The sequence below is a fragment of the Streptomyces paromomycinus genome (assembly GCF_003865155.1).
Classification (GTDB): domain Bacteria; phylum Actinomycetota; class Actinomycetes; order Streptomycetales; family Streptomycetaceae; genus Streptomyces; species Streptomyces chrestomyceticus.
Genome location: NZ_BHZD01000001.1, coordinates 7,833,436 through 7,857,390, shown reverse-complemented (window position 1 = coordinate 7,857,390; position 23,955 = coordinate 7,833,436). Strand labels below are relative to the sequence as shown.

The 23,955-nt window shown below is 74.1% G+C and carries 22 protein-coding genes; 8 read left to right on the top strand and 14 right to left on the bottom strand.

All coding sequences use genetic code 11. The features are described from left to right. Positions 1–164: 164 nt before the first annotated feature. Positions 165–836 (top strand): FadR/GntR family transcriptional regulator, encoded by a 672-nt coding sequence (locus OEIGOIKO_RS33890; protein WP_125057241.1) that lies wholly within the window; start codon positions 165–167, stop codon positions 834–836. 33 nt (positions 837–869) lie between these two features. On the opposite strand, the gene OEIGOIKO_RS33885 is transcribed toward OEIGOIKO_RS33890, so the two are convergent. From OEIGOIKO_RS33885 to OEIGOIKO_RS33865, 5 genes are all read right to left on the bottom strand, one after another. Beyond that, complete coding sequence (locus OEIGOIKO_RS33885) at positions 870–1,616, bottom strand: 3-oxoacyl-ACP reductase family protein (RefSeq protein WP_125057240.1); 747 nt, start codon at positions 1,614–1,616, stop codon at positions 870–872. Between the two features lie 193 nt (positions 1,617–1,809). Beyond that, the gene (locus tag OEIGOIKO_RS33880; protein ID WP_125057239.1) at positions 1,810–2,040 is read right to left on the bottom strand and encodes a hypothetical protein; all 231 of its coding nucleotides are present in this window, start codon (positions 2,038–2,040) and stop codon (positions 1,810–1,812) included. Then, positions 2,037–3,053, bottom strand: a complete 1,017-nt coding sequence (locus tag OEIGOIKO_RS33875; protein ID WP_125057238.1) for an aldo/keto reductase — start codon at positions 3,051–3,053, stop codon at positions 2,037–2,039. The genes OEIGOIKO_RS33880 and OEIGOIKO_RS33875 overlap by 4 nt, the downstream gene beginning before the upstream one ends. A gap of 232 nt (positions 3,054–3,285) precedes the next feature. After that, the gene (locus tag OEIGOIKO_RS33870; protein WP_125057237.1) at positions 3,286–4,101 is read right to left on the bottom strand and encodes an SDR family NAD(P)-dependent oxidoreductase; all 816 of its coding nucleotides are present in this window, start codon (positions 4,099–4,101) and stop codon (positions 3,286–3,288) included. Beyond that, positions 4,098–5,471, bottom strand: coding sequence for an enolase C-terminal domain-like protein (locus tag OEIGOIKO_RS33865; RefSeq protein WP_125057236.1), 1,374 nt, complete (start codon positions 5,469–5,471; stop codon positions 4,098–4,100). Before OEIGOIKO_RS33865 ends, OEIGOIKO_RS33870 begins: the two co-directional genes overlap by 4 nt. A gap of 336 nt (positions 5,472–5,807) precedes the next feature. Between OEIGOIKO_RS33865 and OEIGOIKO_RS33860 the strand changes: the two genes are divergently transcribed. Then, positions 5,808–7,001: a PAC2 family protein gene (locus tag OEIGOIKO_RS33860; RefSeq protein WP_125057235.1), complete on the top strand. Its 1,194-nt coding sequence runs from the start codon at positions 5,808–5,810 to the stop codon at positions 6,999–7,001. Positions 7,002–7,150: 149 nt separating this feature from the next. Then, positions 7,151–8,341, top strand: a complete 1,191-nt coding sequence (locus tag OEIGOIKO_RS33855; protein WP_125057234.1) for a serine hydrolase domain-containing protein — start codon at positions 7,151–7,153, stop codon at positions 8,339–8,341. A gap of 253 nt (positions 8,342–8,594) precedes the next feature. Here the strand turns inward: OEIGOIKO_RS33855 and OEIGOIKO_RS33850 are convergent, their stop codons facing one another. Further along, positions 8,595–9,770, bottom strand: coding sequence for an IS4 family transposase (locus OEIGOIKO_RS33850; protein ID WP_246177715.1), 1,176 nt, complete (start codon positions 9,768–9,770; stop codon positions 8,595–8,597). Positions 9,771–9,832: 62 nt separating this feature from the next. After that, a complete protein-coding gene (locus tag OEIGOIKO_RS33845) occupies positions 9,833–10,831 on the bottom strand; it encodes an NADP-dependent oxidoreductase (protein WP_125059314.1) in 999 nt (332 codons plus the stop codon). Positions 10,832–10,959: 128 nt separating this feature from the next. Between OEIGOIKO_RS33845 and OEIGOIKO_RS33840 the strand changes: the two genes are divergently transcribed. Continuing rightward, positions 10,960–11,535 (top strand): TetR/AcrR family transcriptional regulator, encoded by a 576-nt coding sequence (locus tag OEIGOIKO_RS33840; RefSeq protein ID WP_125057232.1) that lies wholly within the window; start codon positions 10,960–10,962, stop codon positions 11,533–11,535. 80 nt (positions 11,536–11,615) lie between these two features. On the opposite strand, the gene mshC is transcribed toward OEIGOIKO_RS33840, so the two are convergent. The 4 genes from mshC to OEIGOIKO_RS33820 all read right to left on the bottom strand — a co-directional run bounded on the left by mshC (position 11,616) and on the right by OEIGOIKO_RS33820 (position 15,477). Further along, positions 11,616–12,845 (bottom strand): cysteine--1-D-myo-inosityl 2-amino-2-deoxy-alpha-D-glucopyranoside ligase, encoded by a 1,230-nt coding sequence (mshC, locus tag OEIGOIKO_RS33835; protein ID WP_125057231.1) that lies wholly within the window; start codon positions 12,843–12,845, stop codon positions 11,616–11,618. A 212-nt stretch (positions 12,846–13,057) separates the two neighbouring features. After that, on the bottom strand, positions 13,058–13,876 hold the full coding sequence (locus tag OEIGOIKO_RS33830; protein ID WP_125059312.1) for an SCO1664 family protein: 819 nt from the start codon (positions 13,874–13,876) through the stop codon (positions 13,058–13,060). A 182-nt stretch (positions 13,877–14,058) separates the two neighbouring features. Continuing rightward, entirely contained in the window at positions 14,059–14,649 is a 591-nt protein-coding gene (locus OEIGOIKO_RS33825; protein WP_078624393.1) for a DUF3090 domain-containing protein, read from the bottom strand. A 129-nt stretch (positions 14,650–14,778) separates the two neighbouring features. Further along, the gene (locus OEIGOIKO_RS33820) at positions 14,779–15,477 is read right to left on the bottom strand and encodes a histidine phosphatase family protein (RefSeq protein ID WP_125057230.1); all 699 of its coding nucleotides are present in this window, start codon (positions 15,475–15,477) and stop codon (positions 14,779–14,781) included. 111 nt (positions 15,478–15,588) lie between these two features. Between OEIGOIKO_RS33820 and corA the strand changes: the two genes are divergently transcribed. Then, the gene (gene corA, locus OEIGOIKO_RS33815; RefSeq protein WP_125057229.1) at positions 15,589–16,572 is read left to right on the top strand and encodes a magnesium/cobalt transporter CorA; all 984 of its coding nucleotides are present in this window, start codon (positions 15,589–15,591) and stop codon (positions 16,570–16,572) included. Positions 16,573–16,585: 13 nt separating this feature from the next. On the opposite strand, the gene OEIGOIKO_RS33810 is transcribed toward corA, so the two are convergent. Both OEIGOIKO_RS33810 and OEIGOIKO_RS33805 read right to left on the bottom strand, forming a co-directional pair. Continuing rightward, positions 16,586–17,374 carry a ferritin-like domain-containing protein gene (locus OEIGOIKO_RS33810; RefSeq protein WP_125059311.1) on the bottom strand — a complete coding sequence of 263 codons (789 nt, stop codon included), beginning with the start codon at positions 17,372–17,374 and terminating at the stop codon, positions 16,586–16,588. 369 nt (positions 17,375–17,743) lie between these two features. Continuing rightward, complete coding sequence (locus tag OEIGOIKO_RS33805; RefSeq protein WP_125057228.1) at positions 17,744–18,799, bottom strand: LLM class F420-dependent oxidoreductase; 1,056 nt, start codon at positions 18,797–18,799, stop codon at positions 17,744–17,746. A gap of 197 nt (positions 18,800–18,996) precedes the next feature. Here OEIGOIKO_RS33805 and OEIGOIKO_RS33800 point away from each other — a divergent pair, with 197 nt between their 5' ends. Then, complete coding sequence (locus tag OEIGOIKO_RS33800) at positions 18,997–19,980, top strand: aldo/keto reductase (RefSeq protein WP_125057227.1); 984 nt, start codon at positions 18,997–18,999, stop codon at positions 19,978–19,980. After that, complete coding sequence (locus OEIGOIKO_RS33795) at positions 19,977–22,694, top strand: helix-hairpin-helix domain-containing protein (RefSeq protein ID WP_125057226.1); 2,718 nt, start codon at positions 19,977–19,979, stop codon at positions 22,692–22,694. Before OEIGOIKO_RS33800 ends, OEIGOIKO_RS33795 begins: the two co-directional genes overlap by 4 nt. A gap of 88 nt (positions 22,695–22,782) precedes the next feature. Here OEIGOIKO_RS33795 and OEIGOIKO_RS33790 read toward each other — a convergent pair whose 3' ends face one another. Next, entirely contained in the window at positions 22,783–23,484 is a 702-nt protein-coding gene (locus tag OEIGOIKO_RS33790; RefSeq protein WP_125048006.1) for a hypothetical protein, read from the bottom strand. A 47-nt stretch (positions 23,485–23,531) separates the two neighbouring features. On the opposite strand from OEIGOIKO_RS33790, the gene OEIGOIKO_RS33785 reads away from it, so the two are divergent. After that, entirely contained in the window at positions 23,532–23,720 is a 189-nt protein-coding gene (locus OEIGOIKO_RS33785) for a DUF5703 family protein (protein ID WP_003986762.1), read from the top strand. Positions 23,721–23,955: the final 235 nt, after the last annotated feature.

The following is a 23,955-nucleotide window of genomic DNA, read 5'->3' as shown; positions in this document are numbered from 1 at the left end:
ACCTTCCGGGCCGCGAGCCGTGCTGTGCGTACGCGGCCCGGGAGTTCACCCGTCACCGGCTTCGGCCGGAGGGTCCCGAGGCCGGGCTTCCGTGGCCATAATGACGCAGACATCGGATGTATGCGGGCATCCGGTGGTGGCGTGCGAGCGGGAAGGCTGCGGACATGGCGGTCACGGACGAGGCCATAGAGAAGATCAAGGCGATGATCGTCTCCGGTGCGCTGCGGCCGGGCGACCGGCTGCCCAAGGAGAGCGAACTCGCCGCGGACCTGGGCCTGTCCCGCAACTCGCTGCGCGAGGCGGTACGGGCCCTGTCGCTGATCCGCATCCTGGACGTCCGCCAGGGCGACGGCACCTACGTCACCAGCCTGGACCCGCAGCTCCTCCTCGAAGCGCTGAGCTTCGTGGTGGACTTCCACCGCGACGACACAATCCTGGAGTTCCTGGCCGTCCGCCGGATTTTGGAGCCGGCCGCCACCGCGATGGCGGCCGGCCGTATCCGCCCCGCCGAACTGGACGACCTGGAGCGCCAGTTGGACGCGCTCGGCCCGTATCCGCCGGTGGAGGGCCTGGTCGCCTGCGACCTGGAGTTCCACCGGCGGATCGTGGCCACCGCCGGCAACTCGGTGCTGTGCTCCCTGCTCGACGGTCTGTCCGGGCCGACGACCCGGGCCCGGGTCTGGCGCGGGCTGACACAGAAGGACGCCGTCAGCCGCACCCTCACCGAGCACCGGGCGATCCTCGGCGCCCTCCGCGACCGGGACGCGGAGGCGGCGCGGGCCTGGGCGACGGTGCACATCGCCAGCGTCGAGCAGTGGCTGCGCTCGACGCTGTGAGGAGAACCGCCCCCGGCGCCTTCCCCGTCCCGGTCAGGCGGTGAACCCGCCGTCCACCGCGATCGACGCGCCGGTGACGTACCGGCCGCTCTCCCCCGCCAGGTACGCCACGGCCGCCGCGATGTCCGACGGCTGCCCGTAGCGCCCGAGCGCGGTCAACTGGGCCTGCGTCGGCGCGCTCTCGCCGTCGGCGGGGTTCATGTCGGTGTCGACCGGTCCCGGGTGGACGAGGTTGACGGTGATGCCGCGCGGGCCCAGTTCCCTGGCCAGGGTCCTGGTCAGGCCGGTGAGCGCGGCCTTGCTCGTCGCGTACAGCGTGCCGCCGGGGAAAGGGGCGCGCCCGGCCATGCAACTGCCGATGCCGATGATGCGCCCGCCGTCGTCCATCCGGCGGGCGGCGGCCTGCGCGGCCAGGAACGGCCCTCGGACGTTGACGGCCAGCACCCGGTCCACGTCCTCTTCGGCGATCTCCTCGACCGGCCCCAGCACACCCACGCCCGCGTTGTTGACCAGAATGTCCAGCCGCCCGAACCGCTCCACCGTGCCGTCCACGGCCGCCCGCACGGCCGCCGCGTCCGCACTGTCGGCCCGCACCGCCCGGGCACGGCGCCCCAGCGCCTCGATCTGCACCACCACCTTGGCGGCGCGGGCCGCCTCCCCGCGGTAGGTGAACACCACATCGGCCCCGTCGGCGGCGAGCCGCACCGCGACGGCCTCCCCGATCCCCCGGCTGCCGCCGGTCACCAGTGCCACCTTGCCGTCGAGCTGTGCGGTCGTCATGTCCGCCCCTTCGTGTTCGCTGCGCCCGTCGCGCTGTCCATCGAGATGTCGCGATCTGTCGCCCTCGGCGACATGACTCGATCCTCGTGCGCGGTGGACGGCGGAGCTGGCGGAATCCGGACGGTGCGTCCGGGCCGGCCGGGCCGGGGCTGGTCAGGTCGGCACGGGGCGGGGAGGGCGGAGGTACGGCCGTTCACGCCGGGGTGCACGGCAGTACCGGCCCCCGGTACGGCTCGGACGATCGCCCCCAGGTGATCGCGCGGCAGCAGGCGCTCCTCGGCGAGCTCCCCCTCCTCGTGCGGTCGTCGAGGGCGTGGGTACGGCGGATCGGGTCGGCCCAGGCGCCGTCCGTCCAGGGCTGCGGGCGGCGGGGCAGGTCCCGGAGGTGGTGGTGCGGGTCGATGCGGCCAGGCGGGAGCGTCACGGGCGCGCTCCGGGGTCGGCGGTGGGCAGGGGCAGGCCGGGGGCGAGCAGGCCGCGGTCGGCGAGCGCGTGCCAGAGGGCGTCGGGGATGTCGTACGTGAACAGTTCGGCGTTCTCCCGGGCCTCCTCCGGAGACGCGGCGCCGACCAGAGCGCCCGCCACGGCGGGGTGGCCGAAGGGGAAGCGCAGGGCCGCGGCCTTGAGGGGGACGCCGAACTCCGCGCACACGGCGCCGAGCCGCCGCGCCCGCTCCACCAGCGCGGTGGGGGCCGGCGCGTAGTCGTACGGCGCGCCGGGCGACGGGTCGGCCAGCAGCCCCGAGTTGTAGACACCGCCGACGACGACCGACGTGCCGCGGCGCACGCAGACCGGCAGCAGGTCGTCGAAGGCCGGCTGGTCGAGCAGGGTCCAGCGCCCGGCGCACAGCACCACGTCCACGTCGAGGTCGGCGACGAACCGGGCCAGCGGGCCGCTGTGGTTCATGCCGACGCCGATGGCGCCGACCACGCCTTGCGCGCGCAGTTCGGCGAGGGCGGGGAAGCCGGACGCGTACACCTCGGCGGCGCGGCCTTCGACGTCGTGCAGATAGACGATGTCGACGGCGGGGACGCCGAGCCGATCCAGGGAGGCGTCGAGCGTGCGGCGGATGCCGTCGCGGGTGAGGTCCCGTACGCGGGCGCGCGGCGGGGTGGCGGTGTAGCCCTGGCCGTCCACCGCCTCGCCCGGCGCGAGGGGCCGCAGCCGCAGGCCGACCTTGGTGGACAGGACGTACGAGGCGCGGTCACGCCCGGCCAGCGCGCGGCCCAGACGCTCCTCGGACAGGCCGAGTCCGTAGTGCGGCGCGGTGTCGAAGTGGCGGACGCCGGTGTCGAGGGCGGCGCGTACGGTCTGCTGGGCGCGGTCCTCGGTGAGGGGCCGGTAGAGGTTGCCGAGGGGCGCGCAGCCCAGTCCGAGGGGCGGTACGGTCACGTCCGTACGGCCCAGCCGCCGTCGGCCGTGGGGTAGGTACGGCATGTCGGCCTCCTTGGTCCCGGTCGTCGGTTCTGCTTCTCGGTCCTGCTGGGCCAGCAGGCTCTGCTACTTGGCGGAGGCCGCCTCGCCCTTCCAGTCGGTGAGCGCTGCGGCGATCAGTACGGCACAAGCTGCCGCGCCGGCCGGTACTACGCAGTCTCATGGTCCCGTCCCTGGTCGAGGTGTACGGCTGTGCAGCGCGGCCCGCCTCCCCGGGCCGTACGACCCGTACGGCTCAGGGGGCGGGCCGCAGGCGCAGTCCCTGCATCCCGCCATCAACCGCGAGGGAGGTGCCGGTGATGCCGGAAGCGGCCGGGGACGCCAAGTGAACAATGGCGGCGGCCACTTCGTCCGCGGTGACCATCCGGCCGGTCGGCTGCCGGGCGTTGAGCGCGGCCCGCTCGGCCGCCGGGTCGGGGGCCTGGTCCAGCAGCCGCCCGATCCAGGGGGTGTCGGCCGTACCGGGGTTGACGCAGTTGACGCGGATGCCTTCGCGGACGTGGTCGGCGGCCATGGCGAGGGTGAGGGAGAGCACGGCTCCCTTACTGGCGCTGTACAGTGCGCGCTGCGGCAGTCCGGCGGTGGCGGCGATCGAGCAGGTGTGGGTGATCGAGGCACGGCCGGGGCGGGCGGCGGCCGTGCGCCGCAGGTGCGGCAGGGCGGCACGCGCGGTGCGCACCAGCCCCAGGATGTTGACGTCGAGGACGTGCCGCCACTCCTCGTCGGCGTTGTCCTCCACCGTGCCGACGGCGCCGATGCCCGCGTTGCCGACGAGGGTGTCCAGCGCTCCGCCCAGCGCGTCCACGGCCGCCGCGACGGCTGCCCGTACGGCGTCGTCGTCGGTCACGTCGGCCGTGACGGGCAGGGTGCCGGGCGGCGCCCCGGCCGGGTCGCGGTCCAGTACGGCGACGCGGGCGCCGCGGCGCAGCAGCAGGGCGGCGGTGGCTGCGCCGATGCCGGAGGCGCCGCCGGTGACGATCGCCGCCATACCGGCGAAGTCGCGCCCTTCCGTAAGAGCCGAGGATGTATGCGGTCCGGCGGCGCCGCTCATTCCGCGGCCCCCTCTCTCCCGGCTTCCGCGGTCTCCTGTCCCCCGGCTTCCGCGGTCTCTTCTCCCCCGGCCCGCCACACCGGCCCGTCCGGGAAGCGGTACGCGGCGACCGAAGCGGGCTTCATGCGGGCCGAGAAGCCGGGGGCCGAGGGTGCCCGGTAGCGGCCGCCCTCCACGACGGCCGGGTCGGTGAAGTGCTCGTGGAGGTGGTCGACGTACTCGATCGCCCGGCCCTCCCGGCTCCCGGACACCGCCACGTAGTCGAACATCGCCAGGTGCTGCACCAGTTCGCACAGCCCGACCCCGCCCGCGTGCGGGCATACGGGCACGCCGTACTTGGCGGCCAGCAGCAGGATCGCCAGGTTCTCGTTGACGCCCGCCACCCGGGCCGCGTCGATCTGGACGAAGTCCACCGCCCGGGCCTGGAGCAGTTGCTTGAAGACGACGCGGTTGGCGGCGTGCTCCCCGGTGGCGACCTTGACCGGCTGGCCGGCCCGCACGGCGGCGTGTCCCAGGATGTCGTCGGGGCTGGTCGGCTCCTCGATCCAGTACGGCCGGTACGGCGCGAGCGCGGTCGTCCAGCGCACCGCGTCGGCCACGTCCCAGCGCTGGTTGGCGTCGACCGCGATGCGCACCTCGGGCCCGACGGCCTCCCGTACCAGCCGCAGCCGCCGCAGGTCGTCGCCGAGGTCGGCGCCCACCTTGAGCTTGATCTGCCCGAACCCGTCGGCCACCGCCCGCTCGGCCAGCCGTACGAGCGTGGCGTCGTCGTGGCCGAGCCAGCCGGGCGAGGTGGCGTACGCGGGGTAGCCCTCGGCGCGGAGCCGGGCGGCGCGTTCCTCGCGGCCGGGTGCGGCGGCCCGCAGGATCGCCAGCGCCTCGTCCGGGGTCAGCGCGTCGGTGAGGTGGCGGAAGTCGACGAGGGAGACCAGCTCCTCGGGCGGCATGGCGGCCAGAAAGGCCCACAGCGGCAGGCCGGCGCGGGTGGCGGCCAAGTCCCAGGCGGCGTTGACGAGCGCCCCGGCCGCCATGTGCGTCACGCCCTTCTCCGGGCCGAGCCAGCGCAGCTGCGAGTCGTGGGTCAGGTCGCGGTGCAGGGCGGCCAGCCCGGCGGCCGTCGCGGGGGCCGGGCGGCCGGTCACGGACGGGGCGAGGGCGCGGATCGCGGCGGCGGCGAGGTCGTTGCCGCGGCCGATGGTGAAGCACAGGCCGTGCCCCCGGCCGCCGTCGGCGGTGTGCAGGACGACGTAGGCGGCGGAGTAGTCGGGGTCCCGGTTCATGGCGTCCGAGCCCTCGCGCCGCCGCGAGGTGGGGAAGCGGACGTCGTGGACCTCGACCTCCGTGACGGGCGCGGATGCGGTGACGGCCATGCGTACGCCTCCGGCGAGGTGCGGACGGACATCGGACCTTTCCCGGATCTCCGATGTATAGCGCCGCTTCCCACCACCGTCCAGAGGGCGCGGCGCAGTTGCCCGCCGCTGTCCGAACCCGGACGCGGGGCGGGGTCCGGCCGGCCGCGGAGGGCGCACGGGAGGCGGTCGGGAGGCGGGCCGGACGGAATCCGAACACGTCGGATGTATGCACACTCGTTCGTGCACAGGGGCTGCGTCGGGGTCCCACGGACGCCGTAGGCTGGGGGCGCACGCAATGGAACTGCTGCCGGTGACCGCCCCGAGGAGGCGGCGCCGGTCGGAAGGAGGCGCTGGGTGATCGAGCTCGACGGAGTTCCCGAGCTGATCGACCCGGTCATGGTGGCCGCGTTCGAGGGCTGGAACGACGCCGGCGACGCCGCCTCCGCCGCGGTCGCGCACCTGGACCGGGAGTGGAAGGGGGAGGTGTTCGCCGCACTGGACGCGGAGGACTACTACGACTTCCAGGTCAACCGCCCGACGGTCTGGCTGGACGGCGGCGTCCGCAAGATCACGTGGCCCACCACACGGCTCTCCGTCGTGCGGATCGCCGACGCGGACGGCAAGGGCAAGCCGCGCGACCTGGTGCTCGTGCGCGGTATCGAGCCCAGCATGCGCTGGCGCTCGTTCTGCAACGAGATCCTGGGCTTCGCCCACGAGTTGGGCGTGGAGATGCTGGTGGTGCTGGGCGCTCTGCTCGGCGACACCCCGCACACCCGGCCGGTGCCGGTCAGCGGTGTCACCTCCGACCCGGACCTGGCCCGCACGATGGACCTGGAGGAGACCCGGTACGAGGGCCCCACCGGCATCGTCGGCATCCTCCAGGAGGCGTGCACCCACGCGGGCGTCCCGGCGGTCAGCCTGTGGGCGGCGGTGCCGCACTACGTCTCGCAGCCGCCGAACCCGAAGGCGACCCTGGCCCTGCTCAACCGCCTGGAGGACCTGCTCGACCTGCGTATCCCGCTGGGCGAGCTGAGCGAGGACGCGCGCGCCTGGCAGCTGGGCGTGGACCAGCTGGCGGCGGAGGACAGCGAGGTCGCCGAGTACGTCCAGTCGCTGGAGGAGGCGCGGGACACCGCCGACCTCCCGGAGGCGTCGGGCGAGGCCATCGCCCGGGAGTTCGAACGCTATCTGCGGCGCCGCGACCCGCAGGCCGGCCCCGGCCTGGCGACCGAGGGCGGAGTGGCCGACGGCCGCGACGGCTCGTATCTGCGCGACACGGCGAGCGGCCGCACCCGCCCGCCGAAGCCGGCGGCCAAGGAGCCGAAGGACGCCAAGGATTCCAAGGACTCGAAGGAGCCGAGGGAGTCCAAGAGTCCGAACGGCGAGCCCGCGGGCGCGGCGGAGTCCACGGGCGCGGATGCAGGGGGCCAGGACGCCCCGGACCCGAGGGCCGGGAAGCCGGACACCAAGGGGCCGTCGGAGGGCGGCCGCGGGGACGACAGGGCGGACGACCGGGTGGACGGCCGGGCGGACGACTCCGAGGACTGACGCCGCCAGGGGCGGCCTCCGGGTCGCCCCCTAAGGCACGGCCAGGGTGGGCTCCTCCTCATCGGTGATCTTTGGTGAGCCCGTGCGGGAGAAGCTGCTCTTCGTCTTCGTACGAACGAGCCCCGGCTCGCCCACCCCTTGGAGCACCCTTGCGTACCCGCATCCGTACGGTCGCCCTGGCCGCCGCCCTGACCACCACGCTCGTCGCGGGGGTCACCGCGGTGCCGGCGGCCGCGGCGCCCGCACCGGCCGGGGCGTCCTGCACCCGTACGAGTCCGTCCTCCCCGCAGCCCGGCCTGGACACCGAAGCGCTCGCACAAGCCCTCCGCGGGCTGCCGGACCGGGACACGACCGCCGCGCTGGTACGCGTGGGCGGGCAGGAGACGTGGCACGGCAGCGCCGGGGTCCGCTCCCTGAAGACCGGGCGCGGCCCCCTGGAGAACGCCCGGTTCCGGGCGGGCTCGACCACCAAGGTGGTCACCTCGGCGATCGTGCTCCAGCTCGCCGCCGAGCGGAAGCTCGACCTGGACGGCACCGTGCAGCACTACCTGCCCGGCCTGCTGCCCGCCACCTTCGACCCCATCACCGTACGGCAGTTGCTGACCTTCACCAGCGGACTGCAGCCGGGGGCGTCCCTCGGCGCGGAGAACGCCGAGGGCTACGAGAACCGCTTCCGGACCCTCACCCCGCAGGACGTCGTCGCGGCGTCCGCTGCCAAGGGCCCCTATGAGGGGCCGGACGAGGGCCCGGGCAAGAAGCAGCGCTATGCCAACATCGACTACACCGTGCTCGGCCTGCTGATCGAGAAGGTCACCGGCGACACGTACGCGCACCAGGCGCGGAACCGGATCTTCCGCCCGGCCGGCATGACGCACACCGCGTTCCCCGCCGGACCCGACCCGCGCATCCACGGCCCGCACCACCGGGGCTACCAGCGCCTGGCGAACGGCGCGGTGGTGGACGCCACCGAGTGGAACATGTCGGACCGCTGGGCCGCCGGAGACATGATCTCCACCACCGCCGACCTGGAGAAGTTCCTCGTCGCGCTGTTCCGGGGCAGACTCGTGCCGCAACCGCTGCTGGACGCGGAGATGTTCACCGTCCCGGACATCGAGGGCGCCCGGCTGAGCGCCGGACTCGAACGCCGGGATCTCGGCGGCGGCCGGATCGTCTGGGGCAAGACCGGGGCCCGCCCGGGCTACAACACCCTCTTCGCCGCCGACCGGAACCTGTGCCGGACGCTCGTGTACTCCGTCAACGCCGTCGACGCCAAGGCCGAGACGGTGAACCCGGCCGCCCAGCGGCTCGTGCAGGCCGTCTTCGCGCCGGGCAGGCGCTGAGACGCGGGACGCCCGGAGGGACGCCCTAAGGCCAATGCCGTTGCGTTATCGGTGCAGGATTCATGGTGCGCGGATGACGATGGCTTCGGCGGGGTTGCTGGCGGGCTGGGGCCAGGTGCGGTGTTCGGCTCGCTTGAGTCGATAGTTGGACATCTTGCGTTTGACGACACGGGGCTGGCTGCGGATTCGTCGGGGTGGCAGCAATCGGGCAAGAAGGTCGTCCCGGAGCCGTGCGAGGGCGGCGACAAGCAGTTCAGGGGGAAAAGACGCCCGGCGTGGTGGTGACGCTGCGCCGGGCGGCCCGCAGGGTGTCGGTGAAGGAGATACGGTCGGGATCGATGCCGCGGGCGGCGGCAGTTCTGGTCATCAGTTCCCGCAGCGCATGGTGGACCAGCAGATGGGCCCAGATCTGCTGGCGTACTCCGTCGGGGGTCCTGCTCGCCAGCACCACCCCGGCACCGCGCTGGTGAGTCTTGATCTCACCGAGGACGGACTCGATCTCCCAGCGTTCCCGGTAGAGTCCCGCCAGCTCGCGAGCCGGATACCGCCCGGCGTCCAGCAGGTCGGTGACCAGCCGGTATCCGTCCGGATCGGCGCCAGGCACCCCCTGGAGCCGGTAGGCGATCACCCGCACTCGCACGGGATGGTTCTTCTTGCCGTCGGTCTGTGCATGGATCGCGGAGAGCCAGGAGCCGTCCGGCAGGTGCTGCTGCACCGGCAGCACCCGGTTGGCCGGCACCCGCCACAGCAGATGGCAGCCGGTGGCGGTGAACGCCTGCCATAAGGGCACACCGAGGAACTCCCGGTCGGCCAGGACCAGCTGGCCCGGCCCGCACGAGCGGACCAGGCGGGCGGCCAAGGTGACCTCGCCGGTGCGGCAGCCGGCCACCTCCGCGTCCAGGACCGCATGGGTGCCGACCTCGACCAGAGCGGCCATCCTCACCTGCGGGAACGCGGCCTTGTTGCCGGGACGGGTGTTGCCCGGACGGCCGAACTCCTGCTCGTTGGCCGGTGTGTCGGCCGCATCCCAGCAGGTCCCGTCCACCGCGAGCAGCCGCAGCCCGCGCCAGAAGGCCCCGGGCACCCCCTGCCCGGCCAGCGGCCGGGCGGTGGCGGCGAACAGCACCCGCAACGGCTCCGGCCCCAACCGGTCCCGCGCCCGAAACAGTGACGACTTCGCCGGCAGACGCCAGTCGCCCCACAGCCCCGCCCCGCGCAGCCCTTCCACCAGATGCCGCAGCACCTCCAGATACGAGGCCGGCGAGAACAACGCCAGACCGAGCATGAAGTACACCGTCAGCCGGGCCGGCAACAACCGCCTGCGCTGTTCGGACCGTCCGCACGCCGCGACCACCCGGTCCACCAGACCCGGCGGATACAACCAGGTCAACACCCCAAGACCCGTCAGCTCGGGCACACTCTCGGCCACCGGCACCACCCCCGACACCGTGCCAGCACAGTACGCCTACCGATAACGCAACGGCATTGGCCCTAAGGCACGGTAAGCACGATCTTGCCCTGGATGTGTCCCCGGGCGGCGCGCTCGTGCGCTGCCCGGGCGTCCGCGAGCGGGAACGTGCTGTCGATCGCGACGCGGATCGCGCCGGTGTCGAGCAGGCGCACCAGTTCGGCGAGTTGGGCACCGTTGGCGCGAACCTGTGTGCCGGTGACGGTGACGCCCAGCTCCGCGTTCTCCTTGTCGTCGAACTCCCCGAAGTACACCGGGTACAGTGCGCCGCCGCGCTTGAGGGTGGGCAGGAAGCGCCGGCTGGCGGGCCCTCCGACGGTGTCCAGGACGAGGTCGACGTCCCGGACGATGTCCTCGGGGCGCTGCTCGGTGTAGTCGATGTACGCGTCGGCACCGAGGTCGCGCAGGAGTGTCTCGTGGGCGCCGGAGGCCACGGCGATGACGTGGGCCCCTTTCCACTTGGCCAGTTGCAGGGCGAGGTGGCCCACTCCGCCGCCGGCGCCGTTGACGAGCACGGTGGTGTCGCCGCCCAGCGCGACGGGGCGGTGCCTGGCCTCCTGGAACGGGGAGGGGTGATCGTGTCCGACCTCGATCAGGTACTGCCATGCGGTCAGCCCCGACATGGGCAGCCCGGCGGCGTGTGCGTGGTCGATGCCGGCCGGTTTGCGGGCGAGGTCGGCTGCCGGTGCGGTGACGTACTCGGCGTACGCGCCGCTCTGCATCAGGACGGGGAAGCGCAGCAGGCCCACCACCTCGTCCCCGGCCGCGAAGTCCTGGACGTCGGCGGCGACGGCCTCCACGGTCCCCGAGATGTCGGTTCCCGGAATGAGCGGCAGGTCGAACGGGGGCCTGAATGCGGGAGGGATGCCGGGCATGCCCTCGCGTACGTACCAGTCGGGCGGGTTGAGACCGACCGCCCTCACCCGGACGAGCACCTCGCCCGGCGCCGGTTCGGGGACCGGCACCTCTTCGTGACGCAGCACCTCGGGGCCGCCGAACCCGTGCAGCCGGATCGCCTTCATCGTGCGGGTGGGCACGGTCTTCCTCCTGACGCAGCGCGGAACACGCTAATCTGGATCAGTGAACCAGGTAAGCGGTTCACTGATCCGAATATATGGATCGGTGAACCGTTTCGTCAATCGAGGAACCGATGCGGGCCGACGCCAAGAGAAACCGTGACCAGCTGCTCGCCGTGGCGGGCACCGCCGTCGCCGAGCAGGGCGTCGAGGTGTCGATGCGCGACATCGCGCGCACGGCCGGCGTCGGGCTCGCGACGCTGCTGCGGCACTTCCCGACCCGCGAGGCACTGCTGGAAGCCCTGATGCACACGAGCTTCGGCGACCTGACAGCCGAGGCGGGCGAGCTGGAGCGCGCGCAGGCGGCCGGCGACGCTCTCGTCTCCTGGGTCCGCGACTGTGTCGCCTGGACGACCGAGTACCGCGGAGTGACGGTGCTGATGGCAGCCGCCATCGAGGATCCCGACTCCGCGCTGCACTCCTCGTGCGTCACGCTGCGCGCAGCCGGTGCCCGGCTCCTCGCCCGGGCTCAGGCCGCCGGTGCGGCCCGGGACGACATCGACGGCGAGGACCTGTTCGCGCTGATCGCCATGCTCGCCTGGGCCGGTGACCAGCCCGCGCTCGCACCGCGCGCCGACCGGCTCCTCGGCCTCGTGGAAAGCGCCGTTCTGGTGGGCGCGGGCGGCGGCCGGGGCACGCCGGACAAGTGAAGCGGGGCGCTCCCTCGTGAGAGGGAACGCCCCGGAAGGAAGGCAGCGGCGAACCGTTTCGTCCGCGGCTCGTCAGCGCGTCACAGGGCGACGCCGAGCAGTGCGTCCACGGCCCGCGACACGAGGCCGGGCGCGCCCTCGTCGCTGCCGCCGTCCGCGGTCTGGGCGGCGGCCCAGCGGTCGACCGCGGCGAGCGCGGCCGGCGAGTCCAGGTCGTCCGCCAGCGCCGTACGGATCTCCTCCAGCAGCGCGTCGGCCGACGGCCCGTCCGGGCGGGAGACCGCGGCGCGCCAGCGCGCCAGCCGCTCCACGGCCTCCTCCAGGACCGCGTCCGTCCACTCCCAGTCGGACCGGTAGTGGTGCGCGAGCAGGGCCAGGCGGATCGCCGCCGGGTCGGTGCCGTCGCGCCGCACCTTGGAGACGAAGACCAGGTTGCCCTTGGACTTGGACATCTTCTCGCCGTTCAGGGCGACCATGCCGGCGTGCACGTACGCCTGGGCGAAGGGGTGCTCGCCGGTCAGGGCCTGGGCGTGCGAGGCGCCCATCTCGTGGTGCGGGAAGGCCAGGTCGGAGCCGCCGCCCTGCACGTCGAAGCCCATGCCGAGGTGCTGGAGGGCGATGGCGACGCACTCGATGTGCCAGCCCGGGCGGCCGCGCCCGAGGGAGGCGCCGTCCCAGCTGGGGTCGCCCTCGCGGGCGGCCATCCACAGCATCGGGTCGAGCGGGTTCTTCTTGCCGGGGCGCTCCGGGTCGCCGCCGCGCTCGGCGGACAGCACCCGCATCGCCTCGGCGTCGAGCCGGGAGACCTCGCCGAAGTGCCGGTCGGCCTCGACGGAGAAGTAGATGTCGCCTTCGAGCTCGTAGGCGGCGCCGCTGTCGCGCAGCCGCTCGACCATCGGGACGATCCACGGTATGGCCTCGACGGCACCGACGTACTCGCGCGGCGGGAGCATCCGCAGGGCCGTCATGTCCTCGCGGAACAGGGCGGTCTCCCGCTCGGCGAGCGCGGTCCAGTCGTCGCCGGTGGCCAGGGCCCGCTCCAGGAGGGGGTCGTCGACGTCGGTGACGTTCTGCACGTAGTGCACCTGGCGCTTCGTGTCGAGCCACACGCGCTGAACCAGGTCGAACGCGTTGTAGGTCGCCGCGTGCCCCATGTGGGTGGCGTCGTACGGCGTGATGCCGCAGACATAGATACGGGCGACGGGACCGGGGGCGAGGGTCACCCGTCCGCCGGTCGCGGTGTCGTGGATCCTCAGGTCGCGGCCCTGGCCGGGCAGGGCGGGGACCTCAGAAGCGGGCCATGCATGCATGCCTTGAGCGTAACCGGATGCACGTTCCGCATACGAACCGGACCTCGGATCTTGGCCGAGATGACACTCTTGTGCCGAGGGGAGATCTGTGCTGACGGAGCCGCCGCCCGGGCCCGGGTAAGGCCCCGGGCCTGCTACGACGTACTACAGCGGGCTCCGGGGCGCCCCTCAGCGGCGGCCCGGCGGGTGCTGCGGGCCGTCGCCACCGCGTCTCAGACCGGCGGCCAGGGGATCGGCGGCCAGTCTCCGCCGGGCCGCGGGTGCACGCCGGTGCGCAGCAGGTCCGCCACCCGGGCGCGCAGCGCCGCCAGCTCGGCGGCGGTGATCAGTCCGGCGAGCCGGGCGGCGAGCGGAGCGCCCTCCTCCAGTGCCGTCGCGAGCCGCCCCAGCACCTCGCGGGCCTCCTCGGTCAGCGGCTCACCCGCCCAGCCCCACAGGAGCGTACGCAGCTTGTCCTCGGCGTTGAAGGTCACACCGTGGTCGATGGCGTAGAGCCGGCCGCCGTCGGCGGGCAGCAGATGGCCGCCCTTGCGGTCGCCGTTGTTGATCACGGCGTCCAGGACGGCCAGGCGCCGCAGCCGCTCGTCGTCGGCGTGTACCAGAAGCGCCGTACGTCCTTCGCCGACCTCGGCGAAACCCACCGGTTTCCAGCCGGGCTCCGGCTCCTCCCCCTCGACCAGCGCCAGCAGCTCCGCGCCCTCGGGCGCCGCCTCGATCCACTCCTGGACCATGCCCTGCCCGTACGGGCCGTCGCGCAGCACGGTGGTCGGGACCAGGTCCCAGCCGGTGGCCCGGGACAGCTCGTAGGCGGCGACCTCGCGCTGGGCGAGCGTGCCGTCGGGGAAGTCCCACAGCGGGCGCTCGCCGGCGACGGGCTTGTAGACGCAGGTGCCGCTGATGTCCTCGTGGGTGACCGTGCAGTACAGGACGGCGTTGGACGCCTCGCGGACCTGTCCGCGGACGGTCAGCTCGCCGTGCGTGAGGGCCTCGGCGGTCAGCCGTCCCGGGCGGCCCGCGGCGCGGGCGGATATGCCGCCGGTCGCACTGCCGTTCCCGCTTCCGTTCGCCCCGCCGTTCCCGTCGCCGTTCGCCTGCCCGTCCGGTCCGCCGTCCGGACTGTCACCCCGGCCGCCCCCCGGGCCGTCACCCGTACGGCCGTCCGCCGCCCGGCCGGCCGCTCCGCCGCCCGCCGTCACCGTCTCCTCCCCCGGCATCACGCGTCCCGCCGGTATCCGTTCTGGCGCGGGCATACGTGTCCCTCCGGGTCGAGCGGCAGGCTGCACAGCGGGCAGGGCGGGCGTCCCGCGTTGACGACTTCCAGGGCCCGCTTGGCGAAGGAGCGGGCCATCGTGCCGGTGAGGCGCACGCGCAGCATCGGCGGCCCGTTCTCGTCGTCCTGGAGCAGCCGCTCCTCGGCCTCGGCGAGGTCCTCGTCGGTGTCGGCCTCCAGCTCGACCAGCGCCTGGGCCTCGATGATCATGCGCTGTTCGTCGCCGTCCCAGGCGAGCGCCATCGTGCCGACCCGGAACTCCTCCTCGACCGGCGATTCCAGCGGAGCGGTGTCGGACAGTTCGGCGGGGGCCACCGCGGGGACGGGCGCGTTGCCGCCGCTGCGGCGCACCACCTCGTCCAGCAGCTCGTCGACGCGCTCGGCGAGCGCGGCGACCTGGGTCTTCTCCAGGGCGACACTGGTGGTACGGCCGGAAGCCGTCGCCTGGAGGAAGAAGCTACGGCGGCCAGGCAGCCCGACCGTACCGGCCACGAAGCGGTCCGGCGCGTCGTAGAAGAACACCTGACGGGACAACGTCCTGCTCCGTTTGCTCGACTGCGGGGTCTTTGAGGTCGCTGCGGTTCCTGTGGGTGTGGCTTCCGGGTGCGGAACGCAGGAGGTGTGGCAGGCAGCGCCGTCGCACCACCCTACTGCGCCCACTGATCACGCTCCGCCCGCGCCACCACCGACGGCCGCGTCCCGGTCGTCCGCCGCCGTACTGCCGTCCGCCCGCGGCGCCAGCCCGCCGAAGTGGCCGGTGTCGCCGAGGCGTACGAGGTAGGGACGCAGCCGGGTCCAGCGGATCGCGGTCAGCGAACAGGGCTCGACCGAGATCCGCTGGAAGAGGTCGAAGTGCAGACCGAGGGCCTCGGCGACGAGGGACTTGATGATGTCGCCGTGCGAGCACATCGCGTAGACCGCCTCGGGGCCGTGCTCCGCCTCGATCCGGGCGTTCCAGTCGCGCACCGCGTCCACGGCGCGGGCCTGCATGGCCCGCATGGACTCCCCGCCCGGGAAGGCGGCGGCGGACGGGTGCTGCTGGACGACCTCCATCAGCGGCTCGTCGTTGAGTTCGGCCAGTTTGCGGCCCGACCAGTCGCCGTAGTCGCACTCGTTGATGCGGTCCTCGACGTGCAGCGGCAGGCCGGGCCGGGCGTCCAGGAGGGGCCGCAGGGTCTCCAGGCAACGCTCCAGCGGGCTGCTGACGGCGGCGGCGAGCGGCAGGTCCGCGAGGCGGCCGGGGAGCGCGGCGGCCTGGGCGGCACCCCGCTCGTCGAGGGTCACCCCGGGTGTCCGCCCGGCGAGCAGGCCGGACGTGTTGGCGGTGGAGCGGCCGTGCCGCACCAGGATCAGCGTGGGCATGGCAGCCAGCCTACGTTCCCGGGGCCGCGGTGCCGGACGCGGGACCGCCGCCCCGGGTGCGCGGGCGGGGGCTCCTGGCACGACGCGGCGCGGCGAGTGACAATTCCCCGTGTGATCGTCGACTGCGCCATCTACCAGGACGGCCGCCGCACCCAGGGGCCGGAAGACTTCTCCGACGCCCTCGAAGCGGCGCGCGCCGAGGGTCACTCCTTCCTGTGGCTCGGGCTGCACGAGCCCACCCAGGAGGAGTTCGACCATGTCAGCAGGGAGTTCGGGCTGCACCCGCTCGCCGTGGAGGACGCGCTCAAGGCCCATCAGCGGCCGAAGCTGGAGGTGTACGACGACTCCCTGTTCGTGGTGCTCAAACCGATCGCGTACGACGACGCGGCGGGCGCCATCTCCGCCAGCGAGCTGATGATCTTCCTCGGGGACTCCTTCGTCGTGGTCGTCCGGCACGGTACGGCCAGCCCGCTCACCGCCGTACGCCGCCGCCTGGAGCACGAGCCGGACGTGCTGCGGCACGGCCCCACCGCGGTGCTGTACGCGGTCAGTGACGCGGTGGTCGACCACTACATCGAGGTGGCCACCGAACTCCAGGTGGACCTGGAGGAGTTGGAGGCGGAGGTGTTCGCGCCGTCCCGGTCGGACAGCGGCAACACCGCCGCCGCGATCTACGCGTTCAAGCGCGAGGTGCTGGAGTTCCGGCGGGCCACCAACCCGCTGGTGGAGCCGATGCTGCGGCTGCAGAACCCCGGCGTGCCCTTCGTGCACGACGAGGCGCGGCCGTTCTTCCGGGACGTCGGCGACCACCTCACCCGCGCCAACGAGTCCGTCGAGGGCCTGGACCGGCTGCTGTCCGACATCCTCAGCGCCCACCTGGCGCAGATGGGCGTGCGCCAGAACGACGACATGCGCAAGATCTCCGCCTGGGCGGCCCTGGCGGCCGTACCGACGCTGATCGCGGGCGTCTACGGCATGAACTTCGAGCACATGCCCGAACTGAAATGGTCCTGGGGCTACTACGGCATCCTGCTGCTGATGGTGATCATCGAGCTGTCGCTGTACCGCCTCTTCAAACGCCGCGGCTGGCTGTGAGCGGCCACCCGTCTCAGGCCGCCCCGGGCGCCGGGGCGGCCGGGCCGCCCAGCGCGTCGCGCCGCTCCGGGAGCCGCAGCGAGACCATCCGGCGCCATCCGGCGAGCCGTTCGTAGACGTACACGGCGCGGATGCCGGCGGCGAGGAGGGCGGACTTCGGCCGCGGCCAGCCCAGGATGCGTCCCATGTGGTCCAGCACGGCCAGGCTGACGTCCCGGTAGACCTCGATCTCGACGCGCGCCGCGTCGCGCAGCGTGCGCCGGATCGCCGGGCCGTGGCCCCGCGCCGCCAGCCGCAGCAGCTCCTCGTGGCAGTAGGCGAGGTGGTTCTCCTCGTCCTGGGCGATCATCAGGACCGCCCGGCCGATGTCCGGGTGGCCGCCGAAGTGCTTCTTGAGCAGGTCCATCTGTTCGGCGGCGCGCTGCTCGGTGACCCGGCTGTGCGCGAGGTAGGTGACGACGTCCTGCTCGGTCAGCGGCTCGTCGCGGCGCAGCCTGTCGTGGGCCAGGCCGATGCCGCGGCGCTCCAGCAGGACGGTGTAGTCGGTGGCTTCGGGGACGGGGACCGGGTCCAGGCCGCGTTTGCGCAGCAGGGCGGTGAAGAGGCGGCCGTGCTTGTCCTCGTCGGCGCCGTGCCGGGCGGCCTTGGGGGCCAGCGCACGCAGCGATCCGGGGATCAGCACGGCGATCCGCCCGTTCTCCCAGCCCCCCTGGGCCTCGCCGCCGGCCGCGATGGAGCAGAAGAGCCGGTAGGACTCGTCGTGGTCGAGAATCTCCTGGAACAGGCTTCTGGCCGAGAGCACCGGGACACCTCCGATACGCCGCACCCGCAGAAGAAGAGTGAAGTGCGGTACGGCGAAGGTGGCAACCGTGGCGTCGGCCATCTCCTCCGAACAGGTGACGTCGCGGGGAGCCGGCGGTCCGGCCGGGAGGGGGCTCCGGAGGTGGAGCGGAGGGCGGTCCGGGAGACGGTCCGGAGAGGTCCGGAACGGCGGCCCGGCGGCCGGACGGAGCACCGTGGCGTAACCACGCGGGCCGTCCCCGCGTTGTGCCGGGTGACGGCCGTGGCGGGGAAGACCCCCGAGCCCCCACCACGGCCGCAGGCTTGCCCGGGGCCGGCGCCCGGCCCGGTGCTCCCGCCGTCCGGGCCCGTTGCGCGCCTCCCGCGCCCCTTATGCCAGCCCCGCGCGCTCCAGGGCCTCGGTGCCCGCCCGCAGCGAGGCGAGGCGCTCCTCCAGCGTGAAGCCGGCGGGCGCGAGGGTCAGCGTGGTCACGCCGGCCGCCGCGTACGCCTGCATCCGGTCCGCGATGCGCTCGACGGAGCCCAGCAGCGTGGTCTGGTCGATCAGCTTCTGCGGGATCGCGGCCGCCGCGCCCTCCTTGTCGCCGGAGAGGTACTTGTCCTGGATCTCGGCGGCCTCCTTCTCGTAGCCCATGCGCTGCGCGAGCTGGTTGTAGAAGTTCTGCTTGCGGCTGCCCATGCCGCCCACGTACAGCGCCGTGTACGGGCGGAAGGTGTCGGCGAGCGCGCTGACGTCCTTGTCCTCGCCGACGGCCAGCGGCAGCGTCGGGCAGACGTCGAAGCCCTCCAGGGTCTTGCCCGCCTTCTCCCGGCCGGCCCGGATGTGCGTGATCGCCGTCTCCTCCAGGTGGTCGGCGGACGGGAAGATCAACAGCGCGCCGTCGGCGATCTCACCGGTCTGGGTGAGGTTCTTGGGGCCGATCGCGGCGATGTAGAGCGGGATGTGCTCGCGCTGCGGGTGCACCGTCAGCTTCAGCGGCTTGCCCGGGCCGCCGGGCAGCGGCAGCGTCCAGTGCTGCCCCTCGTAGGACAGCCGCTCGCGGGTCATCGCCTTGCGGACGATCTCCACGTACTCGCGCGTGCGGGCCAGCGGCTTGTCGAACTTCACGCCGTACCAGCCCTCGGAGACCTGCGGCCCCGAGACGCCCAGGCCCAGGCGGAAGCGGCCGCCGGACAGCGAGTCGAGGGTGGCGGCCGTCATCGCGGTCATCGCGGGCGTACGGGCCGGGATCTGGAAGATCGCCGAACCGACGTCGATGCGCTCGGTCCGCGAGGCGACCCAGGAGAGCGCGGTGGGGGCGTCGGAGCCGTACGCCTCGGCCGCCCAGCACACCGCGTAGCCGAGCCGGTCGGCCTCCTGCGCGACGGCCAGATTGTCCGCGTCCATCCCGGCGCCCCAGTAGCCGAGGTTGATCCCGAGCTTCATACCGCTCCCCTTACTGATCAGTAACGTCGGTGTTCCGGGGACTCTAGCGCGGGGTGGCCTCGGCCGTCACCGGCCGGCCGGCCGCGGACCGGCGGCGCGGCGGGCCGCCGGGTTGTCCACAGGCCGGCGGCGCACCGTGCGGCCGGTTGTCCACAGGGTCCCGTGAGCCGGACGACGGGCCAGTAACCTCAGGGCCCATGGAGCAAAGGCACCTCGGCCGTACGGGCCTGCGCGTGTCCCGTCTCGGCCTCGGCACCCTGACCTGGGCCAGGGACACCGACGAGCACGACGCCGCCGAGCAGCTCAAGGCGTTCTGGGAGGCCGGCGGGACCCTCGTGGACACCGCGGACGTGTATGCCGACGGCGGCGCCGAGTATCTGCTCGGCCGGCTCTGCGAGGGGCTGGTGCCGCGCCGGGACCTGGTCATCGCGACGAAGGCGGGCAGCGTCCTGGACGCGGACCGCCGCGTCGACGGCTCCCGCCGCCACCTCCTGGACGCGCTGGACGCCTCGCTGGAACGTCTCGGCACGGACTACGTGGACCTCTGGCAGCTGCACGCCTTCGACCCGCACACCCCGCTCGACGAAACCCTCCAGGCGCTCGACATCGCCGTCGCCACCGGCCGCGCGCGCTATGTCGGCGTCTCGAACTTCTCCGGCTGGCAGCTCGCCAAGGCGGCGACCTGGCAGCTGTCCGCCCCGACCCTGCGTACGCGGCTGGCCGGCACCCAGATGGAGTACTCCCTCCTCCAGCGCGGCATCGAACGGGAGCTGCTGCCCGCCGCGCGTGACCTGGGCGTCGGCCTGCTGCCCTCGTCGCCGCTGGGCCGCGGGGTGCTCACCGGCAAGTACCGGCACGCCACCCCGGCCGACTCGCGGGGCGCCTCGGAGCAGCTCGCGCCGTTCGTCGCGCCGTACCTGGACGACACGGCGGGCCGGATCGTCGAGGCGGTCACCACGGCCGCCGACGGGCTCGCCGTCACCGCGCTGCAGGTGGCTCTCGCCTGGGTGCGCGACCGGCCGGGAGTCACCGCCCCGGTCGTCGGCGCACGCACGGCGCAGCAGCTCAGAGCCGCGTTGTCAGTGGAGACCCTTAGTCTTCCTGACGAGATCTGCCGGGCCCTGGACGATGTCTCGGCCCCGGTGCACCACTATCCCGACCACGACTGGAGCACGCTGTGAGTACCGACCGCCTCTCCGAGGACGCGCCCGAGCCCACCGCGCCCGGCCCGGAGACCGCCCCCGAGGAGACCGCCACGACGGCGGCACCGGAGGCAGCCGGGAGGGAGGACGGCACGGGCGGTGACACGAGTGGTGGCACGGGCGGTGGCACGGACGGTGGCACGGACGGTGTGTCCGAAGGTTCGGCGGGAGCCGGGGACGCGGCGGGAGCCGGGGACGCGGCGGGAGCCGGGGACGCGGCGGCCGAGAGCGTGGCGGCAGCCGGGGATGTGACGGCGGCCGGGGATGCGGGTGGCCCGGAGGGGGCTGCGGGTGGCCCGGAGGCGGGTGCGGGCGCGCCTGCGGCGGCGGGCGGCGGGCGGGCCGCCGAGGGGGGCGGGAAGCTCAGCGCCGCCGCGCTGGCGGCGGCCGTGCGGGCCGTGGAGAGCGGGGAGCGGTCCGCGGACTCGTTCTTCACCGAGCGGTCACCCCGGTCGGGCGGCGCCGGCGCGGCAGCGGGCGCCCGCAGGCCCCAGGGCGGCGTACCGGCTCCCGCGACGGGCACCCCGGAGCGCGGCGGTCCGGCGGGAGCCCCGCCGCAGGCCCCCGCGGTGCCCGGCCAGGAGAGCGCCCCCGACCACACCCGTCCGGCCCCGGGCGGTGACGGCGGCGGCCGCCCCGCCCCCGCCGCGCACACGACGCCCCACCCGGCCACGACCGCGGACCTGGCCCCCGGCCTCGACGGCGTGCGGCAGGTCCTGACGGCGGGCGGCGCCCCGGAGGCCCTGGCCGAGAAGACCGCCGAGACGCTCGGCGAGCGCGCGGCGGAGGCGCTGCGCGAGGACCCGTGGCAGCTGCTCTCCGTGCCGGGCGTCCGCCCCGAGCAGGCCGACGGCTTCGCGCGGGCGCTGCTCGGCCCGGCCTGCGGGCCGGACGACGACCGGCGTGCGCAGGCCCTGGTCGGCTGGCTGCTGGAGCAGGCCGCGCTGGCGGGGCACTCCGCGCTGGAGGCGCCCGCGCTGCGCGCCGCGCTCGCCCAGCGCTCCGTACCGGACCCGGACGAGGCCCTGCAGACGGCCATTGCCGAGGGGGCCGTACTGGTCTTCCAGGACGCCGTCGAGACGCCCGGCGGAGCGCGTCCGTCGGTCGGCGACGAGGACGAGGAACAGCCGGTCCGGGTCCTGCTCGGGCTGGACCGGTTCGCCATGGCCGAGGAGAGCGTCGCGGACGGCCTGGCGCGGCTGCTCAACACCTTCGAGGAACCTGCCGACGAGCAGCCCGCCGACGAGGAACCCGCCGACGCCGGGCCCACCGGCGCTGGCGGCGAACCGGCCACGAGCAGCGCACCTGAGCACGGCGGCCCCTCGGAGCCGGCCGACGGCGCACCGGAGGACGACACCTCTGCGCGGGACGACACTTCCGTACGGGACGACACTTCCGTACGGGACGACATCCCCGTGCGGGCCGTACGGCAGCCGTCCGCCACCGCCTGGGAGGCGGCCGCCGCGGCCGCCCCCTCCCCCTCCGCCGCCGGACTGATCCGTGCCGCGGCCCGCAGCGGCCTGGTCGCGCACACCGGTGCCGAGGCCGCCCGCGCCGAGCCCGCCGCGCTGATCGCCGCGGCCCGCGCGCTCGGTCTCCGGGCGTGCGGCGCCACGCACACCCCGGACGGCCGGGCCCGCCTGGCCCGGCACCTCGCCGAGGCCGCCGACCCGTACACCGGCCTCGCCGCGGCCCCGGCGCCCGGTGCCGCCGCCGAGGCCGCCGTCACGCTCTCCGGGCTGCTGGCCGGCCGCGAAGGCCCCGGCCGGGACGCGGACGGCGCGCTCGCCCTGGACCTGCTCGTCGTCCTGGACGCGCCCCAACTGGACCTGGAGACCGCCGCGCTGCTCGTGGAGTCGCTGACCGACGGCGCCCGGCTGGTGCTCAGCGGCGACCCGGGCGTGCTGTGGTCGGCCGGTCCCGGCCGGCTCTTCGCGGACGTACTGGCCGCCCGCTGCTGCCCGCAGGTCGCCTCCCGCACCCCGGACTTCGGGCCGGTCGGCGAGCTGGTCTCGGGCATCGGCATCGGCGAGCTGAACCAGGTCGAGGCGCCCGGCAAGGAAGTAGTGATCATTCCGGCGCGTGATGCGGGCGAGGCGGTGCACCGTACCGTCCAGCTCGTCGCCGACTCGGTGCCCCGGGCGATCGGGGTGCCCGCCGAGCAGACGCAGGTCGTCACCGTCGGCCACGGCGGCGCCGCGGGCACCCGCGCGCTGAACGCGGCCCTCAAGGAGCGGCTCAACCCCGGCCCCGGCCGGTTCGGCGGCTTCGACCCGGGCGACCGCGTCGCCTACTCGCCCGCCCCCGGCCGTACGGTCACCGGCACGGTCACCGGCGCCGACGCGGCCGGCCTGCACCTGGACTGCGCCGGCTCGCCCGTGGTCGTGCCGCGTGAGCGGGTGGGCCCGGACACGGTCCGGCACGGCTGGGCCGTCACCGCCCACCAGGCGGCCGGGGCGCGCTGGCCCGCCGTGGTGGCCGTCCTGCCGGGCGACGCCGCGAAGGGCCTCACCCGCTCCTGGGTGTACACCGCCTTCGGCCGCGCCGAGCGCCATCTGTCCGTCGTGCAGGGCGTGGACCAGGCGCTGCCGCGCGCGGTCGCGGAAATTCCGGCGAAGGAGCGCACCACCCGTCTGCGGACGCTGCTCCAGCTCCACACGGCACAGGCCACGGCGGACGCGTCGGCCGGCTGACCACTCGACGCCCGGTGCCGGAGCGGCGCGTCGGTACGCGCCGCCCCGGCACCGGGCACCCGTCACCCGGCAGGGCGTCCGTGCGCCGTCAGCGATCCCCGTCGAGCGTCTCCAGCACGTCGTCGTCATCGGCGCCCAGCTCCTCGTCGAAGACGGAGCTGACGTCGAAGCGGCACACCACCCGCTGCGGATCGGTCTGGTCGAACGGCGCGGACAGCCACTCCCCCGGTTCCGGCGTCTCGTCGGCGGCGACGACCCACAGGGTGGAGTCGCCCTCCTCCAGGCCGAACTCCTTGTGCCGGGTGGCGATCTCGTCCGGTTCGAACTCCCCGAAGAGCACGCCCAGCGCCGCGTGCACGCTGCTGCCGACCACGCCGGCCACCGATCCCGTACCGCCGTTGACCGCCCTGGCCTCCGCCGCGGCGTCGGCCGCCGACTCCGGATCGAGATCGGCGATCCGCTGCGCCTGCGACAGCAGCCGCTGTGGTTCGACCACCGCGTAGTCGCGGCGGATCAGCACGCTGAGCGCGCTGGGTTCCTCCGGGCCCGCGTAGGCGGGCAGGGTGTCGTTGCCGGGGATCTCGAAGGGAGTGACCTCGTCATAGGTGTCGTACAGCAGCTCGTCGTACGCCTCAGCCGCCGCGGCGAGTTCGTCGAACGCGGCGTAGACGGCGGGGTCGTCCTGGCCCGAGCGGTGTTCGACCGCGTCGAGGTGACGGTCCAGCGCGGCTTTGACCGCCTCGGCGGCGGCACGTACCTCGGCAGCGGAAGGCTGCGCAGCATCAGACATAGTGCAGACGCTATCCGTACCGGGGCCGGTCCCGCACAATAGATGCGATGCCGGAATACGAATTCTGCGATGTGTACGTGCCGCGAGGGGTCTCCCGCAAGGCCGCCACACGCCTGCTGACCGACCATGCCGAGTACGGACACTGGGAGTTGGACCGCCTGCGCCTCAACCCTGACGGCAGCCGCCGGGTGCGGCTGCGCCGCCGTATCATCCGCCAGATCCGGGCGACCTGGTGAACCGCCACGGCCGCCGCGGCACGGGCCGGACCGCATGACCGCTCCCGGAATCCCCGGTTCCGTGCGGTCCGTACGCGCCGGGGCCCGGCAGCCCCCTTCCCGGCAGCTCCGCATACGCCGGAGCGGGCCCCGCCGGCGCGGGACCCGCTCTGACGTGCCGGCCTGACGGCGCGGCCGGGCCGGTGCACGACCGGCCCCGTCGGCGCCCGTTCGGTGCGCCCGGCGGCCGGGCCGC

What these genes read in the sequence shown, in the direction of transcription:
- OEIGOIKO_RS33890 (WP_125057241.1), top strand. Translation starts at nt 165, where the DNA reads ATGGCGGTCACGGACGAGGCCATAGAGAAGATCAAGGCGATGATCGTC.
- OEIGOIKO_RS33870 (WP_125057237.1), bottom strand. Translation starts at nt 4,101, where the DNA reads ATGAGCGGCGCCGCCGGACCGCATACATCCTCGGCTCTTACGGAAGGG.
- OEIGOIKO_RS33805 (WP_125057228.1), bottom strand. Translation starts at nt 18,799, where the DNA reads ATGAAGCTCGGGATCAACCTCGGCTACTGGGGCGCCGGGATGGACGCG.
- OEIGOIKO_RS33875 (WP_125057238.1), bottom strand. Translation starts at nt 3,053, where the DNA reads ATGCCGTACCTACCCCACGGCCGACGGCGGCTGGGCCGTACGGACGTG.
- OEIGOIKO_RS33845 (WP_125059314.1), bottom strand. Translation starts at nt 10,831, where the DNA reads ATGAAGGCGATCCGGCTGCACGGGTTCGGCGGCCCCGAGGTGCTGCGT.
- mshC (WP_125057231.1), bottom strand. Translation starts at nt 12,845, where the DNA reads ATGCATGCATGGCCCGCTTCTGAGGTCCCCGCCCTGCCCGGCCAGGGC.
- OEIGOIKO_RS33785 (WP_003986762.1), top strand. Translation starts at nt 23,532, where the DNA reads ATGCCGGAATACGAATTCTGCGATGTGTACGTGCCGCGAGGGGTCTCC.
- OEIGOIKO_RS33820 (WP_125057230.1), bottom strand. Translation starts at nt 15,477, where the DNA reads ATGCCCACGCTGATCCTGGTGCGGCACGGCCGCTCCACCGCCAACACG.
- OEIGOIKO_RS33790 (WP_125048006.1), bottom strand. Translation starts at nt 23,484, where the DNA reads ATGTCTGATGCTGCGCAGCCTTCCGCTGCCGAGGTACGTGCCGCCGCC.
- OEIGOIKO_RS33840 (WP_125057232.1), top strand. Translation starts at nt 10,960, where the DNA reads ATGCGGGCCGACGCCAAGAGAAACCGTGACCAGCTGCTCGCCGTGGCG.
- OEIGOIKO_RS33865 (WP_125057236.1), bottom strand. Translation starts at nt 5,471, where the DNA reads ATGGCCGTCACCGCATCCGCGCCCGTCACGGAGGTCGAGGTCCACGAC.
- OEIGOIKO_RS33885 (WP_125057240.1), bottom strand. Translation starts at nt 1,616, where the DNA reads ATGACGACCGCACAGCTCGACGGCAAGGTGGCACTGGTGACCGGCGGC.
- OEIGOIKO_RS33800 (WP_125057227.1), top strand. Translation starts at nt 18,997, where the DNA reads ATGGAGCAAAGGCACCTCGGCCGTACGGGCCTGCGCGTGTCCCGTCTC.